15 protein-coding genes and 1 pseudogene are annotated in these 16,426 nt (G+C 56.0%); 7 read left to right on the top strand and 9 right to left on the bottom strand.

Features of this window, described 5'->3' with window-relative positions; genetic code table 11:
• Positions 1 to 311 precede the first annotated feature (311 nt).
• Positions 312 to 1,508: a TAXI family TRAP transporter solute-binding subunit gene (locus EAO82_RS10175; protein WP_096347195.1), complete on the top strand. Its 1,197-nt coding sequence runs from the start codon at positions 312 to 314 to the stop codon at positions 1,506 to 1,508.
• A 20-nt stretch (positions 1,509 to 1,528) separates the two neighbouring features.
• Positions 1,529 to 3,454, top strand: a complete 1,926-nt coding sequence (locus EAO82_RS10170; RefSeq protein WP_096347194.1) for a TRAP transporter permease — start codon at positions 1,529 to 1,531, stop codon at positions 3,452 to 3,454.
• 32 nt (positions 3,455 to 3,486) lie between these two features.
• Here the strand turns inward: EAO82_RS10170 and EAO82_RS10165 are convergent, their stop codons facing one another.
• The gene (locus tag EAO82_RS10165; RefSeq protein WP_096347193.1) at positions 3,487 to 3,852 is read right to left on the bottom strand and encodes a hypothetical protein; all 366 of its coding nucleotides are present in this window, start codon (positions 3,850 to 3,852) and stop codon (positions 3,487 to 3,489) included.
• A gap of 1,039 nt (positions 3,853 to 4,891) precedes the next feature.
• Between EAO82_RS10165 and EAO82_RS10160 the strand changes: the two genes are divergently transcribed.
• Both EAO82_RS10160 and EAO82_RS10155 read left to right on the top strand, forming a co-directional pair.
• Positions 4,892 to 5,701, top strand: coding sequence for a hypothetical protein (locus EAO82_RS10160; protein WP_143520343.1), 810 nt, complete (start codon positions 4,892 to 4,894; stop codon positions 5,699 to 5,701).
• Between the two features lie 22 nt (positions 5,702 to 5,723).
• Complete coding sequence (locus EAO82_RS10155) at positions 5,724 to 6,533, top strand: hypothetical protein (protein WP_096347192.1); 810 nt, start codon at positions 5,724 to 5,726, stop codon at positions 6,531 to 6,533.
• Positions 6,534 to 6,727: 194 nt separating this feature from the next.
• Here EAO82_RS10155 and EAO82_RS10150 read toward each other — a convergent pair.
• From EAO82_RS10150 to EAO82_RS10130, 4 genes are all read right to left on the bottom strand, one after another.
• A protein-coding gene (locus EAO82_RS10150; RefSeq protein WP_221412495.1) for an IS3 family transposase occupies positions 6,728 to 7,863 on the bottom strand; the annotation gives its coding sequence in 2 pieces (ribosomal slippage) (positions 6,728 to 7,623 and positions 7,623 to 7,863; 1,137 coding nt in all).
• Between the two features lie 85 nt (positions 7,864 to 7,948).
• Complete coding sequence (locus tag EAO82_RS10140) at positions 7,949 to 8,185, bottom strand: hypothetical protein (RefSeq protein ID WP_096347536.1); 237 nt, start codon at positions 8,183 to 8,185, stop codon at positions 7,949 to 7,951.
• Positions 8,186 to 8,344: 159 nt separating this feature from the next.
• Positions 8,345 to 9,625 (bottom strand): MFS transporter, encoded by a 1,281-nt coding sequence (locus EAO82_RS10135; protein WP_096347639.1) that lies wholly within the window; start codon positions 9,623 to 9,625, stop codon positions 8,345 to 8,347.
• Between the two features lie 56 nt (positions 9,626 to 9,681).
• Positions 9,682 to 10,221 carry a hypothetical protein gene (locus EAO82_RS10130; RefSeq protein WP_096347537.1) on the bottom strand — a complete coding sequence of 180 codons (540 nt, stop codon included), beginning with the start codon at positions 10,219 to 10,221 and terminating at the stop codon, positions 9,682 to 9,684.
• A 141-nt stretch (positions 10,222 to 10,362) separates the two neighbouring features.
• On the opposite strand from EAO82_RS10130, the gene EAO82_RS10125 reads away from it, so the two are divergent.
• The gene (locus tag EAO82_RS10125) at positions 10,363 to 11,253 is read left to right on the top strand and encodes a LysR family transcriptional regulator (protein ID WP_096347538.1); all 891 of its coding nucleotides are present in this window, start codon (positions 10,363 to 10,365) and stop codon (positions 11,251 to 11,253) included.
• Here the strand turns inward: EAO82_RS10125 and EAO82_RS10120 are convergent.
• Positions 11,170 to 11,829, bottom strand: a complete 660-nt coding sequence (locus tag EAO82_RS10120) for a DJ-1/PfpI family protein (protein WP_096347539.1) — start codon at positions 11,827 to 11,829, stop codon at positions 11,170 to 11,172. The genes EAO82_RS10125 and EAO82_RS10120 overlap by 84 nt on opposite strands.
• An 84-nt stretch (positions 11,830 to 11,913) precedes the next feature.
• Between EAO82_RS10120 and EAO82_RS10115 the strand changes: the two genes are divergently transcribed.
• Positions 11,914 to 13,266 (top strand): PLP-dependent aminotransferase family protein, encoded by a 1,353-nt coding sequence (locus tag EAO82_RS10115; RefSeq protein WP_096347540.1) that lies wholly within the window; start codon positions 11,914 to 11,916, stop codon positions 13,264 to 13,266.
• A gap of 131 nt (positions 13,267 to 13,397) precedes the next feature.
• On the opposite strand, the gene EAO82_RS10110 is transcribed toward EAO82_RS10115, so the two are convergent.
• Complete coding sequence (locus EAO82_RS10110) at positions 13,398 to 14,690, bottom strand: hypothetical protein (RefSeq protein ID WP_096347541.1); 1,293 nt, start codon at positions 14,688 to 14,690, stop codon at positions 13,398 to 13,400.
• 71 nt (positions 14,691 to 14,761) lie between these two features.
• Here EAO82_RS10110 and EAO82_RS10105 point away from each other — a divergent pair.
• Positions 14,762 to 15,214 (top strand): annotated as a pseudogene (locus tag EAO82_RS10105) (isochorismatase family protein); the annotation flags it as partial.
• An 86-nt stretch (positions 15,215 to 15,300) separates the two neighbouring features.
• On the opposite strand, the gene EAO82_RS10100 reads toward EAO82_RS10105, so the two are convergent.
• Both EAO82_RS10100 and EAO82_RS10095 read right to left on the bottom strand, forming a co-directional pair.
• Positions 15,301 to 15,921, bottom strand: coding sequence for an FMN-binding negative transcriptional regulator (locus tag EAO82_RS10100; RefSeq protein WP_096347542.1), 621 nt, complete (start codon positions 15,919 to 15,921; stop codon positions 15,301 to 15,303).
• A 54-nt stretch (positions 15,922 to 15,975) separates the two neighbouring features.
• The gene (locus EAO82_RS10095; RefSeq protein ID WP_096347543.1) at positions 15,976 to 16,419 is read right to left on the bottom strand and encodes a YtoQ family protein; all 444 of its coding nucleotides are present in this window, start codon (positions 16,417 to 16,419) and stop codon (positions 15,976 to 15,978) included.
• Positions 16,420 to 16,426 lie beyond the last annotated feature (7 nt).

Genomic DNA, 16,426 nt, shown 5'->3' with positions numbered 1-16,426 from the left:
CGTTACGATCAGAGGCAATGCAGTCAATCGGCATGTCAGTGGTTCCTAGTAGGTGCTGCGCTGCGCAGTACGCTCAGCATTGAGCCAATAGATAAGGGTCGCGCATTCGCCAGGCAGATGTCACCAAGATATCAAACCGAGGTTCAGCAGAAGTAGCCATTCACCCTGTGAATCAAGTCTTTTGCCCAACCAGCATGGAGCATCCGCTTTCTTGACAGCAACGCGCTATCGACTTTAGTTTGATTTTGCCGGTGCCGAAGGCACACAGAAGCGTCATCACGATAACAAGAACAAAATCGGAGACAGCTCTTATGCAGATCAGATCGCTGAAGGCGGTGTTGGCTGCCAGCTCTATGGCGGGCGCGCTGGCATTCAGCGCTATCACTTCAGCCCAGGCCAATGATGACAGCATGCCGAACCTGCTGGTGATCGGCACGCCCGGCACCTCCAGCGGCAGCTTTGCCTCCACCAACGGCTGGGGGCCAACGCTGCAGAAGGATCTGGGCATCAACGTGCGCGTGGTGCCGGAGGACAGCGAAGTCCAGCGCCATCGCCGCCTCACCGAACGTCGCGATCTGGCGCTAAGCTCGGTCTCAGCGGCGGAACTGCGCTTCCAGATCCAGGGCATCGGCCACTACGCGACCATGACGCCCGTACCCCAACGCGTAATCTGGCACCACAACGACACGCCCTGGGGCTTTGTTGTATCCGGCGACTCTGATCTGCACAGCATGGACGACCTCAAGCAAGGAGGCCTCAGGGTGGCCCAGGGGCAATTCTCGCCGCCCATGATTGCCGCCGTCCGTGATGGCCTGCCCGCCTACCTCGGCATGACGCCGGAAGAAGGCGCTGCCAATTACCAATTTGTGCCCGCCAGCAGTTATGTCGAGAACTGCCGCACCGTCGTGGAAGGCCGGGCCGATGTCGCCTACTGCGCCACGGTCAGCTCGGTAATGGCAGAAATGGAAGGCGCCCCCGGCGGCATTCGCTGGCTGCCCATGGATCTGGACAACACCGAGGCATGGGCCGGCTTTCTGGAGCACCGGCCCATGGTCGTGCCTGGCACCATCACCATGGGCGTCGCCTCCTCCAAGGGCATCGACGGCCTGGCCTCGAACTTTCTCTACGCGGCCCCGGCGGATGCAGACGAGGAATTCGCCTACCGCATGGCCAGATGGTTTCACCAGTCCTTCGATGAGTACAAAGGCTCTCACCCGCTCTCCACACGGATGAGTATGGAGGTGTTCCGGGAATATCTGGATCGCTCGCCGCTGCCAGTGCATGAAGGCACGGTGCGTTATCTCAAGGAGATCAACGTCTGGACCGAGGAAGACGAAGGCTGGAACCAGCAAGCGATTCAGAAGATGGACAGCTGGATGGCCGCGCGCGAGGCCGCCCTGGCCGAAGCCCAGGCAAGCGGTATCAAGCCGAACGCCAACGACGAACAATTCATGGCCATTGTGAAGAAGCACACACAGGGGCTGGAAGGCTTTCGTACGCGTCTTTGACCGAATAAAAAGGTATCGCCATGAAAACCGACATCATCACTGCTGAAGAAGCTGCACCAGGCAACGAGGTTACGCGGCTGGGTGACGCCTACTCATGGCAGAGCATCGCCTTTGTTGTGCTGAGCGTCTGCGGGCTGGTCAGCGGTATCGCCTATATATTCGGCTTTACCTGGGAAGGCCGGCGCCTGCTGGAAGGCGAGTACTACTGGATCTTTATCGGCTTCTTCGCCGCCGCCGCCTTTATCGCGCTACCCGCCAGAGCCGCACAGACCAAAGTGCCGATTTACGATGTACTGGCCGCCTTAAGCGTGCTGGCCGCGAGTTTCTATTTCGCCCACAACGCTTGGGACATGGTTCAGGCCGGCTGGAGCAATCTGTACCTGGGCATTCTCATCTGGCTGTTGATGATGGAGCTGGCCCGGCGCAGCGGCGGTACGCCCTTCCTGCTGGTGGTGGTGCTGATCGGGCTGTATCCGCTGGTCGCCAGCCATTTCCCCGGCCTGTTCATGGGCGTGCCCTACCAGTTCGACCACATGATCGAATCCTACGTGTTCCGTGCCGAGGGCATGATGGGCATCACCACCAAGATCGTCGCCGAGATCATTCTGGGCTTTCTGGTCTTCGCCGGCATCCTGCTGGCGACCGGCGCCGGCACCTTCTTTATTGACCTGGCCAATGCCGGTTTCGGCCGTTATCGCGGCGGCTCGGCCAAGGTTGCGGTGGTCGCCAGCGCCTTTATGGGCAGCCTGTCCGGTTCGATCTTTTCCAACATCGCCGGCACCGGCTCCATCACCATCCCGACCATGAAAAAGGCCGGCTACCCGCCCCACTACGCCGGAGCCATCGAAGCCTGCGCCTCAACCGGCGGCGTGGTGATGCCGCCAGTGATGGGTGCGATTGCCTTCGTCATGGCGATTACCATTGGCGTGGACTACGCCACCATCATGATCGCCGCCATCCTGCCGTCGCTGCTGTTCTACTTTGGCCTGATCCTGCAAGTGGATGGCTATGCCGCGCGCAACGGGATGAAAGGCATGCCGAAGGAAGATCTGCCCTCCACCCGCAAGGTGCTGATGCGCGGCTGGCCGTTTCTGTTCGTCATGGCGTTCCTGATGTGGGGGCTGCTGTACATGCGCTGGGAATACTACACGCCCTGGTATGCCTGCATCCTGATGATTGGCCTGTCGTTCCTGCGCAAGGAAACGCGCCTGACGCCCGCCCGGCTGTACAGCGCCATACGGCAGATCGGCGTACTCATCACCCAGACCGCCGCCATCATTCTGCCCATCGCCTTCGTGGTCGGCGCTCTGACCATTACCGGCGTCACCGGCTCGGTCACCTCCGGCCTGGTGGGATTAGGCGGCGACAACCTGTTTCTGGTGATCCTGTTTGGCATCGTCGCCTGTTTCGTCATGGGCATGGCCGGGTTGGCCATCGTCGCCTATATCTTCCTGGCGGTGACACTGGCCCCGGCGATCATTGAAGTGGGCGGGCTGAATACCATCGCCGTGCACTTCTTTATCGTCTACTACGCCATGCTCTCGGTGATCACCCCTCCGGTCGGCGCAGCGGCCTTTCTCGCTGGCACCATAGCCGGTGCCAAGCCGATGAGAACCTCGTTCACCGCCATGCGCCTGGGCATTGTTATTTACTTCGTGCCGCTGTTCTTCCTGTTCCAGCCTGCCCTGCTGCTGCAGGGAGACCTGACACCGCTGCTCTACGTGCTGCCCTCGATTATCGCCGGCATTATGCTGATCTCCGGCGGGCTGGAGGGCTACCTACTCGGCGCCGGTCTGGTGAAACCCTGGCAACGCTTGCCGCTGATTGCCGCAGGCTTTGCCTTTAGCTTCCCGGGGCCGATGACCACCCTGATCGGCGGCCTGGCATCAGCCGTGCTGGCAGCCATGGTGTGGCAGCAGAACCGGGGCAAGCCAGGGCTGGTATGACGATTAAGAAAAAAGTATGAGACCGAAAGCGTTCAAATCCGAACGCCATCCGCCTGTTCCTGGCTCACATGCCCGCCTGAGACGAGTTCGGCTCTTACCATGGATTCAATCGTATCTGGCTTAACCTTGTAGCCCATTGCGCCTACAAATGTTGACATCCCATCAACTAGCTCTGGCAATGCAATTGACAGCTTATCCGGCTGAGATTGATAGGTTTCCTTCATTTCCTTCGCCACAAATCGACTGCAGATATCCCGCATTTCCTTGGTTTTCTTGTCCTGACCGTTCGGGTTGAACTCGCCACCAAAGGCAGCTCTGAAACCCACTTGGGAGACCCTAATAGCGATAAACGAGCCAAAAAGAATCAACATGACTACCAAGAAAAATACACCTTCCATTTTATGTCCTTATATCCTGATGTGCAGACCGCAAGCGGTCATAATTAGGCTCCTGCAAACCGTATGGTACCTCCGGGGCTGCACTTGAAAAACCAATAAATCCTACGATAAAACCCAAACGGTAGCTCACAGCGAACCCGCCCGCACTCTACACATCAGCTCTACGCTAGCCTTTCATCTGATTTGCTCCTTTGAAGACACCGGCCAGAGAGCTGGTGACAAAATTGCCGCTTAAATAGCGCATCACCGGGATTTGGTCCAGCCAGACAACGACGCCTGTCGCTCCACAGTTATACCAATGGAGCGGCCGGAGTTTTTCCGTTTATTGACATGGAGAAATTGGATGCCGAACCGACAGAGCCCTGATTTCCTGTTGCTGCACTCGTTGAGCAGTCACGGAGTTGGCTGTTGCGCATCTGTTACTGAACGGGCTGGGAGTTGTCAGCTCCGCTAAAGGCTGGCCTCTGGTTGTTCAGATCCCTCTCTGGGATCAATAGGGCCAATGTCATTGAAAAACGCCGGTGGCTCCGCGTTAACGCAATAATTGATCGCCACTACCGAGATCGCGCTTCCATCCTGCTCTGGCCGCTCATCAGACCCAACACAGATGCTCCGCTAGGATATTGCGGCCGGTTCATGTTGACCTTGACTGTGTCGGTAATTTTATCAATTTGTAGAAATGTTCATCTGACCCTGGCCTTTCGCAGCGAGTTTCGGCGCTGCATGATGCGTCCATTGACACAACGCAAAGTCATGAAGCACTACCAGGACGATACTCACGCCTTTGCTTTCACTTACTACCCATACAAGTTGGGTCGCTGCTCTATTCACTACTCAGGGTCGGATGCCGGTTAAGCCATAGAACTGTGTCACAAGACAATGAAGCAACGATTGTCTCTGTTGATCAAAGTCCTTAGGATGCCATCGCTTAATGGCTCGCCGGCTTACCGCTTTACCACTCTAGGTACGACTCGACGCCCATCTCAGCAATCATCCGATCACTCAAGAACCAAATAACCTGGCAGAAGGGAATATAGCCTTGTTTACGCTCAGCCTGCATAGAGCCACACTTCTTTCACTTGCTGCAATCGCTTTTTCCGGCTGTGCAACGGCCCCGCCTTCAGACTTCAAAGGATTGAACCCTAGCAAAGACCACTACACCATCACTGCCACGGCGCTAGATGAACATACCATCAAAGCAACTACAGTCTATCGACCCGCGAATGGCGTATGTTCGGAGGACACCGAAGCTTTTGACTGGCGAGTAAGCCGCCAGGCAGCCGAGCTTGATAGAGAAAAGCCCACTTCTGCAAATGAGTATTCGTTTAAAAGCCCGCTGAGCATCCATATCTTGGGATGCCAATTGAATGCCGCTCACTCCCATTTAGGGTTGGAGCTTCGGGAAGGCCAAGGGGGCACACACAGAACACAGGACATGTACTTTTTCCCGAAGTCCGAGATGCCCGCACGCGAAGGACGGCATGAATCCCTGAGGAGCGTCAACCAAACCAGGCTGTGCTCCCATACTTTCTATATTCCAAGGCTCGGTTCAAAGGTGCGAAGGTTTATAAATTGCTTCAATGCAGAGAAGGACGCTGGCGGTTACTCCCCGGCCTTTGTTTTTGAAGACTTGAAGGACAAAACAATCCATTACACCTTTTCCAGAGTCGCCGAAGATACACCTTCTTCTCCACGAAGTTGGCTTAAAACACCTGATGGGTACCGCCCCTGCGTTAATAGGGAGTTTAATTCTTATTGCCAGGACCCGCCTGAATTAAAGCAGTTTGAGATGAACGGACAGCAATGTGACATCTACCCAGGTTGCACGCTGCCTGAAGGCCTTGACTGATAATTCGACGGAAATCGTACCCATGACTGAAGTAACCCTGCGCACGCTGGTATCTCTGACATTAGCCTCTATCACTTTATATGGTTGCTCTGCAGCGAATTACCGGCCGAATTTTCAAAACCTGACACCCAGCCCCGAAAGCTTCACCATCACCGTAGTAAGCCCTGCTGGATATGATCTTGAGGCGAACGCCCTTTACTTTCCTCGGGACGGAGCCTGCCCTGACTTCCTAGGCGACCTGGACCTGATCGTGGGCCTTCAGCCCAAGGACGTGACCAGTGCGGCTGAGTCAGCTGCGGTCAATTATTCCTTCGAACTCCCGCTGCATGTCGTCAACAAGGGCTGCAGGTTGTTTGCCTTCAGGCCCTCTCTGACTCTGACTGGACCAGCTGGCAAGGTCCACGAAGCAAAAGAAGAAATGTTTATATTATTGCCAGATGAAATGTATGAAACAGGCGTAAATCATGAAGCTTTCCTATCCTTGAACCAGTTCCGCCGGTGTTCATATACGTTTGAAAATCACCCAAGACGAGGCGACGTTAGCAAAACCTTCAGCTGTAAAACGCACGATGAGCAAAGAACTCGAATTGTCAGGGAATACCCCCGGTTTGCTTGGAATGAGCTACAAGGTAAAAGCATTCACTTCACCTTTGAGCTGGAGCCGGAAGACAAGCCGAAGGATTCACGCCAATGGGTGAAAACACCTGAGGGGTATCGTGCTTGTGCACAACAGGAATCTGGCTTTTTCTGCAATGAGCCCCCGCAATTAAGACAATTCAAAATGGATGGCCAGCTATGCGATGTCTACCCTGCCTGCACACTGCCAAATTGATCAGTTTGTTCGTACGTAGGGGGCTACGTTTCCCGGCAATTATCATGCGGGTAATTGGGTTCAGATGAAAACTGATCCCATTCCAGGCAACTGCCCGCCATAAATTAGGGCGCAGGTGATAGCATCCGCATCTACTAGGCATACCAAGTCCAAGGATCAGTGGAATGCCCCGGGTTTTTGGACACGTTGAAGCCTCATGCTGAAGCGGCCTCGAAAGCCTCTGGGCTTAAGCCGCCGAGATGGCTGTGGCGCCGATTTCGATTATAAAACACTTCGATGTAATCAAAGATATCTGCGCGAGCTATGTCTCTGGTTTTGTAGATGCGCTTCTTAATGCGCTCTTTTTTCAAACTACTAAAAAATGACTCCGCGACAGCATTGTCCCAACAATTGCCGCGTCGACTCATGCTTGGCTCAAGGTTGTGGTGATGACAGAATCGTCTCCAGTCGTCGCTGCCATATTGAGACCCCTGATCTGAGTGAACCAGCACTCGGCTAGTGGGTTTGCGACGCCAGACAGCCATCATGAGAGCGTCTAGAACGATCTCGCGTGCTAGCGTCGGTTTCATGGACCAGCCCACTACTCTGCGTGAGAACAGATCCAGTACGACTGCCAGGTATAGCCATCCTTGCCAGGTCCTAATGTAAGTAATATCGGTTACCCAAGCGGTGTCTGGTGTGGTCACCTTGAATTCCCGGTTAAGCGTATTGGGTGCCAGGATCGATGGTCGGCCGTTCACAACTCTTGGCTTTTTATAACCGTGTATCGCTTTGATATTATTGGTCTTCATGATGCGATGGACTCTGTGCTTACCGCACGTCTCACCAGTCTCTTTCAGGTCCATTGATATCCGCCGATAGCCATAGACGCCAAAGCTGGCACCGTAAGAAGCATGTATCAAAGGCAGCAGCCGAGCATCTTCGACAGCTCTGTCGGACAACGGCCGGAAACGCCATGCGTAGTAGCCGCTTCGCGAGATATCAAGCAGGTTGCACATGGTGCGCACCGGAAACTCGCTACTGTGGTCAGCAACAAATCGGTACTTCACTCGGGTTGGCTTGCGAAGTACCGAGCGGCCTTTTTTAAGATATCTCGCTCCTCCTCAGTTCGTCGAAGCTGGGCTCGCAGCTTAAGAATTTCCTTCTTTGCGTCGTTGAGCTCTGAGGTCTGTTCGTCGGATTTACTTGGCTTGATTGCCTTGACCCATTTGTGAAGGCTGTGGGCAGAGACACCCAGTCGCTCCGAGACCTCGGCTACTGGGTAACCCCTCTCGACGATCTGCCGGACCGCTTCGTCTTTGAATTCGGGTGAATATCGCTGGTTACTCATCACTTCCTCCTATGCTCAAATAATAGGCTAGAAGTGTCCAGGTAACCCGGGGCATTCCATATAAGGCCTGGAGGTGTCTACGAAACTAGGGGCGATTCAGAATTAGGTATTGGCCAAACATCGCGAAGACGCGCCAGGCCTGGCTGAGCATTATTCCGGAAAGGTCGTCGAGCGTTGCGCCTGCGGGAGTGGCCATAGGGCTAGTAGCAACGGGGCGCAGGATCAGCCAACTAATAACGCCAATCAGCAAACTTGCCCACCAGGGCAGTCTTGAAAGGAGGGTTACCAGATCTTCGAATGTTGAGGTACGTTTACGCGCCATCCATGGGCTCCTGAGAGTGGCGTAATGCCTTCCCTCAAAGGTAAACCTTCCGGTGGGCAAAAACCACAAACGAAATCAGGTCTTTGGTCTGATGGCCACCAACGCAGGGAACGGTGCGCCAGAGTGAGCAAAACATATGCCCTGAGGTCTTGGCCTGGGTCATGCCACCCTCTTGATTTGCAAGGTACTCAGCAACGCTGCGAATAACGTCAGAGCGGCGCCAAGCCCGAACCCAATCCGAGGTGTCGTTGCAATTTCACCGAAAGTAAAAATCACCGTCATAATCACCGCCCCTGCAGTCTGCCCAAGCAATCGAGCGGTGCCTTGCATACCTCCTGCCGCCCCGCTGCGTTCGATGGATGCCGAGAGAAACAGATTGCGATTATTTGCGGCATTAAAAAGGCTGAAACCTAACCCACACAGCATTGTGAACGGTATAAGGAGATAGACGGCTTCCTCGAGCGGCCACAACGATGTTGCTCCCAGGCCCACAGCGAGCAGCAAACCGCCTGAAAAGCAGATCAAACCTGTCGAATATTTGTCTGCAAGGCGGCGTGACAATGGTGCTGCGATAGCAACAGACAAGGGCCATGGGACCATATAGAGGCCGGTCATCAAGGCGCTTTGCTCAAGGTTGCGTTGTAAGTAAAACGGCAAGGCGACAATAGCGGCTGTCTGGCCCGCAAAACAAAACACAGACGCCAATACGGAAAGGCTGAATGATCGGGATCCCAGGAGGTCGATGGGGATCAGCGGCGCCTTTTTTGGCATTTCACGCTTTACCAGTGCAACCAGTTGTAAGCCCGATACGGCTAACAGGGCCCCTGCCAGTATCGGTCTGTCGATAAACACATCGACGGCAAAAACCAAGGTGCCGAACATCCCGACGTTCAACGCCATGCTCAATAAATCAACGCTGCTGGCAGTCCCATAATTATCGTGAAGCGAGCGTGTAATGAGCAGTACGAACAAACCCAGAGGGAGTTGCAGAGCAAACAACCAGGGCCAGGTTGTTGCCGATAGAACCAATGCGCCGATAGCCGGACCGGCAGCAGAAGACAGTGCCACTGCCATGGCATTCCAGCCAATAGCCGCACCGAGTTGGTCAGGAGCTACGGCACTGCGAAGCAGCGCAACACCAAGTGCCATGACTGCCGCGCCGCCAAGCCCTTGCATGAATCGTGCAGCAAGCAGCCAAGGCAGTGATGGCGCCAGGGAACACAAAACTGTAGCCGCCGTGAACAACATGACGCCCAGGGCAAATACCCTACGGTAGCCCAGTCTTTCGCCTAGGGCCGCGCAAGGCAGCAACGCCATCAACAATGCCATCTGGTATGCAGTGATTACCCGGACGGACATAGCGGGAGATACGTCTAACGAGACTGCAATCGCGGGCAATGCGACGTTTGCAATAGCTGTGTTCAGTACCACCATTACCATGGCGGTGAGCACGCAAGTGATCGCTAGCGTCCGCCCTCGCTCAGGCACGACGCTTTTCACTGCTGGGGCTCAAGGGTCCAGATGCCGTCGCCCCATACATACCTGGTCAAGGTGCCGGCTTTAGCCTCTTTTTTCAGATCTCGCTCGGTGAATCGGAATAGCAATGCGGGACCTGAAACGCAGCGGGTGTCATGTATGTCACCTGGCAGATACACCTGAGCCATGCCGGCACCAAGAACGGTGGTATCCCGTTTGACCAGTTCAACCTTTCCGTCAGCCCGCTCGATCCGGGCATAAGTGCCCATCTCGATTTCCCCTTGCTGAATGGCATAAATGACCCAGCCTTGGCCGTGGTCGTGGGGGGCTCGGTATAGCTCCTGGGGTTCAGAGTGCGCCAACAGCACGAATCCATTAGCGGGATCCCGGTACAGTTCTTTTTGAGCCAACTGTTCCAGGCATAGCGTCGCCAACCATTGCTCTGAAATCGGTGTTTGTAAGAGGGTTTCCAGTTGCTGTTTACAGCCTGCAACCAGCTCGGAACTGAGCGGCCCCCAGATTGAGCTGATGGCTTCGAGGGACTTTTCCAGAGAGTTCATGTCGCTTTCCTTTCAATTCGGTGCGAATGCGCCGCTGAGCAAAACTGTAAGGAACAACGCTATAAGGCGGAAGACGCACCATTTGCACTTTATAGATGCGTCTGACGCCACTTATGGCGAAAGCTGAGCTAAGATCAGTTGATGCCAAACCCTGACTTCAACTTGCTCGTCACCCTTGATGCGGTACTCGCAGAGGGCAGTGTTGCGCGCGCGGCTAAACGCTTGCGCTTGAGCCCGTCGGCAATGAGCCGGGCACTCGCTCGACTGCGCGAGACAATGGGCGACCCCCTGCTGGTCAGAGCCGGACGAGGGCTGGTGCCGACGCCAAGGGCTCTCGAGTTGCGCGACCGGGTCAGTCAGCTCGTGCGCGATGGCCAGGAAATATTGCGTCCTGCAGAAACACTCGACCTTAACAACCTGGTCAGAACCTTCACGCTGCGAACCAGCGAAGGCTTTGTGGAGTGCTTTGGACCTGAGTTGATAGCGCGCATCGCAGAGCAGGCTCCTGGGGTCCGGTTATTTTTTGTGCAGAAGCCAGATAAAGACAGCCAGTCACTGCGCGATGGCAGCGTCGACCTGGAAACTGGAGTAATCGAGGCTTCCACAGCGCCGGAGTTGAAGGTAAAAGCGCTGTTCCGGGACAACTACGTCGGCGCGGTGAGGCTAGGTCACCGGTTAAGCCAAGGGGAGATCACCCCTTCCCTTTATGCTTCCGGCAAGCATATTTTCGTGTCGCGGAGAGGGGCTGATAGCGGTCCAATCGACGACGCTCTCATCCTGCTAGGGTTGACCCGCAAGATCACCACGATCGTGGGCGGCTTTTCGACCGCTCTGGGTTTGGCTCGAGGTTCCGACCTGATAGCCAGCGTTCCTCAACGTCACACAGCCAGTTTGCGGGAAGGGATGTTCAGCTTTCCCCTCCCAGTGCCCACGGCCGAGTTCACCGTTTCACTTCTGTGGCATCCTAGATTCAGTGCCGACCCCGCCCATCGTTGGCTGCGCACTCTGGTCATGGAAATATGCGCCAACTAACCCCATCACGTGGCTGACAAATTCCTCTTTTTCACCTACTGGCGCAACGTAATGCAGCGCATCTGCTGCGGCTTCCTTGCTGATCAAACGGGCAATAATCCACGCCGCAAGATAGTTCGAAGCCAAGCAGCCACCTGCAGTCGCAACGTTGCCTGCGGCATAAAAGGGCTGATTCAGCACCTCAACGTCGGCATCCTGTAACCAGGGTTTGGTGGTCAGGTCGGTACACGCCGGCACGCCATTTAACAGACCCAGCTTGGCCAGTATCAGCGCACCTGAACATTGGGCCGCCAATAGCTGCCCATCGGGATCGAGGCGAAGCTGAGCCATAAGCGTGGCGTCGGCGGCTATTTCTCTTGTCTTGATACCGCTGCCGATGATCACAGCGTCTGCTTCGCAGGCCTCGTGCAACGACACCTGGCTTTCCAGTACCAGACCGTTCATGGATGTTACGCGCCGCTCAGGGCTCGCTATCGTCACTCGCCAGCCGGGCTGCTTTATACGATTAAGGACGCCGAAAGCAATCAACGAGTCGAGTTCGTTAAAGCCTTCAAAAGTGAGAATACTGATATGCATGGCAGGGCTCCTGAATAGGCGTTGCCAAAGAGCTTCAACCGGAAGACCATAACAATCAAATAATTGTCATGGATGCAAATAGGGATGGCTCGCAACCGTTATAAAGCACTGGTCGATTCTCTGGCGGCCGATATTCGTGCGGGCAAGCTGGCCCCTGGCACGCGTCTTCCCACCCACCGCGCCCTGGCCGCAAAGGAAGGCATCGCTTTGGTAACTGCGTCGCGGATCTATACCGAGCTGGCCGCAATTGGATTGGTCAGTGGCGAGGCAGGAAGGGGCACCTATGTGCGAGAGATTGCCATGCCGCCGGGGCATGGGATCGATCAGCACTCAACGGCGCCCGCCATGCTGGACCTCAATTTCAATTACCCCGAGCTGCCTGAGCAAACGGAGCTTTTACGCAGCACGTTGCGGCGGATAGCTTCTGGCGGTGATCTGGAGGCGCTGCTGCGTTACCAGCCCCATGCCGGTCGAACACATGAGCGTGCAACGGTTGCCAAGCACTTGGTTCGCCGCGGATTGCGGACGACGGCGGATCAGGTAGTAATAGTCAACGGAGCGCAACATGGCTTGGCCGTCACTGCCATAGCCATGCTCAATCCGGGCGACGTGGTGGCAGTCGACAGCCTGGCTTATTCCGGCTTCAAGGCCCTGGGGGAAGCCCAGCATCTGGAGTTGTTGCCTCTCCCCTCTTCTGGCCACGGCCCCGATCTGGACTCGCTGGCGCTACTTTGCAGGCAACGGAAAGTGCGCGCGGTCTATGTTATGCCGACACTGCACAACCCGCTTGGCTGGATCATGAGCCTTGCGCAACGACAACGGCTGGTGGACATAGCACGCGAGCACAGTCTGCTGATTATCGAAGATGCTGCCTACGCGTTCCTGGTGGCTAACCCCCCGCCGCCGTTGGCCACCTTGGCGCCGGAGTCCACGATCTACGTATCAGGCTTCTCCAAAAGCGCAGGTACCGGGCTGCGGGTGGGCTATGTTGTGGCGCCGATAGAATGGGTACCCAAGATAGAACGCGCCGTAAGAGCAACAACCTGGAACACGCCAGGCTTGATGACCGCAATCGTGTGCGAGTGGATAGAAGATGGGATCTTAGCCCGTTTGGAGGCAGCGAAGCGTGAGGATGCGACCAAGCGGCAGGCATTGGCGAGGCAGATACTGGAAGGCTTGCAATGCTCTGGCTATGCGGCGTCTTACTTCCTGTGGGTTCATCTTCCGGTCGACGTGCGCGCAGAGCAGGTGGTGATGGAGTTGTTGCGCTCCGATATCGCCGTGTCCTCGGCGGAGCCCTTTTGCACTTCTGAGCATGTGCCGCAGGCAATCCGTATTGCGCTCGGCTCCGTTAGCTTCCAATTGTTGGCGGTAGGGCTGAGAAAGGTGGCGCAGGTGATATATGACTGCTCATGTGGGGTGGTTAGTCCGCGCTAGTGACCAGAGCCAAATATCACAGGTTCGGTGCGCCATGCCATTGCCGAAAGACAGCGCCCTCCCGACCATCGCCAACAAGCCTGATAGGCGACGGTCGGGTCGAGCTGGCTGTAGCTATAAGCGCACGCAGGCTACTGGTTATACATGTAGTCGACAAATGCCTTCACATCCAACGAGCCCAGGCCGGTCGCGATATCGTAGCCGGGGCCTGCTGGATAAGATCCCTCGCCGGAGTATCCATCCACGACGTCGTTGAGGACGGTGGAATTGGTGGGCCCTCCGTTTGTGGACATAAGCCCGTAGAGGCTGCGCTGAAGCGGGTTGGGCGAGGTGTGAATGGTAGACAACATTGGCTTGGTACCGCCTTTCCTGACTTGATCGGCTATGGCGACCACACCCGTGAAGAATGCCGTCGATACCGCATTGCCGCCTATAACGTACCACCCTCCGAGTATTGATACATAAATCTGGGCGCCGTGCCCCGAATCAGCGTGAAAGGCTACGTCCGGGACGGACCGAAAAGCCGTGGTGTTGGCATTCTGGACGGCTGGAATCATCTGGTAACTGGGCATTCTTTGATAAATTGACATGCCAGCTGCTGAGTTGGCCACTGCGGTCTCAGACAGGAGTACCGAACTGGCTGACAAACTGGCTGACGTGCTACCCACCGCGACAACGTCTGGAGAGGTCCCCGGAAAGGTCGGCCCAGCGCCAGTGCCCGCTGCCACTATCCACGCGATTTGAGTCTTGGCAAACATGGAAGCCATGGAGTTTTCCCCAGAGAACTCGCGAGCGCCAAACGGCATCGAGACAATATCTACACCTAGATTGACCGCGGTTTGTACGGCGATCCTCATATCACTCTGAGTATTCGATTTGGCTTCAATCACATAGACAGTCGCCCCCGGGCTCACGGCGTTGACCATCTGAACAGCTATGTTACTTTGTATGGCCCAGTTGCTATTCCTGACGGTGCCGGCCTGGTTGATGATGTTCAAGCTAATCGGATTTATGGAAAACTTCCTTGCCCAGGTATTCAGATCGCTCTGCAGGTTCGAGTAGTGGTAGGCCGTGATGATGGCTATTTTGATTCCATATCCTCGGGGCTTGTTGCCCGCTGTAACAACGGAATCCACGTTATAGGCATCCAGAAACTGCTGAGGTGTCCACCCACTTGAAGAGGACGCACTGGCCGAGCTCTGCAAGTTCATGGTCTGCCGAAAGCTGGAGGTCAGCACGGGAGCATCGTCAGAAGCCAGGACAAATGCGTGCTGGAAATCGTCCGCTTCAGGCACATTCTCCGCGTCTTCCTCCGCAGGCACGTCCTGGTCGGTGCTCTCGGCCTTGCATCCGTACAACCCCACGGCCACGAGACAGACAGCCAGGCACATACCGCGCCGCATCCATGTTTTAGTGTGTTTCATTGTTATCCTTATTGGGGCAGAGGTGCCTGAAGTGCGGTGAGCATAAATGCCCATTGACTGAATAGCCACCCAGTTTTGAAGACGGCCCGAATGGCCCGCTGGTGCCTGAGCTGAAGGAGATTTTCCCGGACGCGCCCTATATTGCCCGCCCGGGCCAGATCAATGCCTGGGACAACGAAGACTTCGTCAAGGCGATTAAAGCCACTGGCAAAAAGCAGCTGATCGTGGCGAGCGTAGTCACTGAGGTTTGCGTTGCTTTCCCGGTGCTGTCAGCCCTGGAAGAAGACTATGAGGTTTTCGTGGTAGCAGACGCATCTGGGACCTTTAATCCCTTGACGCGCGATGCCGCCTGGGATCGCATGTCCGCAGCCGGAGCCCAGATGATGACCTGGTTCGGGCTAGCGTGTGAGCTGCACCGCGATTGGCGCAATGATGTTGAAGGTCTGGGGACCCTGTTCTCGAATCACATTCCTGACTATCGCAACTTGATCAACAGCTACAACACGCTGACCAGCAAGCGCTGAGCGCTATGCAGCCATATCGACGCGATCGATATGGCTGTTTTGCTTTTCTCACCTGAAAGGATTTGGCTGGCCAAATCCGAAAATCCTTAGCGCATGGTATCCGCCAGCATTTTCTGCCCACGCTCATCCAGCGCATCCACCACCCCCGCCACATCAGCAGCCGCCTTGTTCTGGCTCAGCTTGAACTTGCCCACCAAGCTTTCAATCTCGATCTCGATACCGACAATCTTTGCCAACATCTCGCTGATATAGTCCGGGCTGGAGTCGGTCATCTTCCAGGGGCGTTCGGACCCAGCCTGGGCTTCATGTTCACGGGTGAGCCGCGCTACCAGGCCGCGGACGAAGCGCTCGTCGTCACGTAGGCGAATGCGGCCATGGGCATGCACTACCTGGTAATTCCAGGTGGGTACCTGGCGGTGGGTTTCGTGCTTGCTGGGGTACCAGTTGGGCGAGATGTAGCCGTGCGGCCCCTGAAAGATCACCAGTACGGGCGCGCCATCGGTGATCTGCTGCACCAATGGATTGGCGCGGGCTATATGGCCTTGCAGCACGCCGTGAGCGCCCTGCTCTGCCAGCAACTCAAAGGGTATGTGGTTGGCATCCAGCCCCTCGTCGGTGTGCATCACCAACGCGCCCAGCGAGTAGGCGCGCATCAGGGCGTGCAGTTGCTCGGGCCGGTCTTCGGCAAAGTGCTCGGGCAGGTACAAGGCGGTTTCGCTCCGGTAACACGGGTTTTAGTCAGATTCTATAGAGTACCGCTGTTATCTGGCGGAGGTAACGTACTTCAACACCTCGACCACTTGCTCGGGGGTCTGCGCCCAGGCCATCGCCGCTGCGTCCACTTCCTTGAGCGGATGGATGATGTCTTCATCGTGCAGGGTAATGTAGGGCGTGCCCATGGCGGCGCAGTAGCCGGCATCAAAGGCCGCGTTCCACTGTTTGTACTTGTCGCCAAAGCGGATCACGGCCACATCGCACTGCTCCAGCAGCGTCTTGGTGCGTATGCCGTTGACCTTGGCAGACTGGTGGTCGCGCCAGAAGGGTACATCGGGCTTGCCCAACATATCGCCCGCAGCGTCGCTGGATTCGTGATGGGTGACTGGGGCGGTAAATTCCACCGGCAAACCGGCGGCTTCTGCGCCGGCTTGAATCTGTTCGCGCCAGTCGGTATGGATCTCACCGGATAAATAAACAGTCCAGATCATGCGGTAC

Origin of the sequence: Halopseudomonas pelagia (genome assembly GCF_009497895.1) — a bacterium.
Classification (GTDB): domain Bacteria; phylum Pseudomonadota; class Gammaproteobacteria; order Pseudomonadales; family Pseudomonadaceae; genus Halopseudomonas; species Halopseudomonas pelagia_A.
Note: the sequence above shows the minus strand (reverse complement) of the source record. Positions and strands in the feature narration are given on the sequence as shown.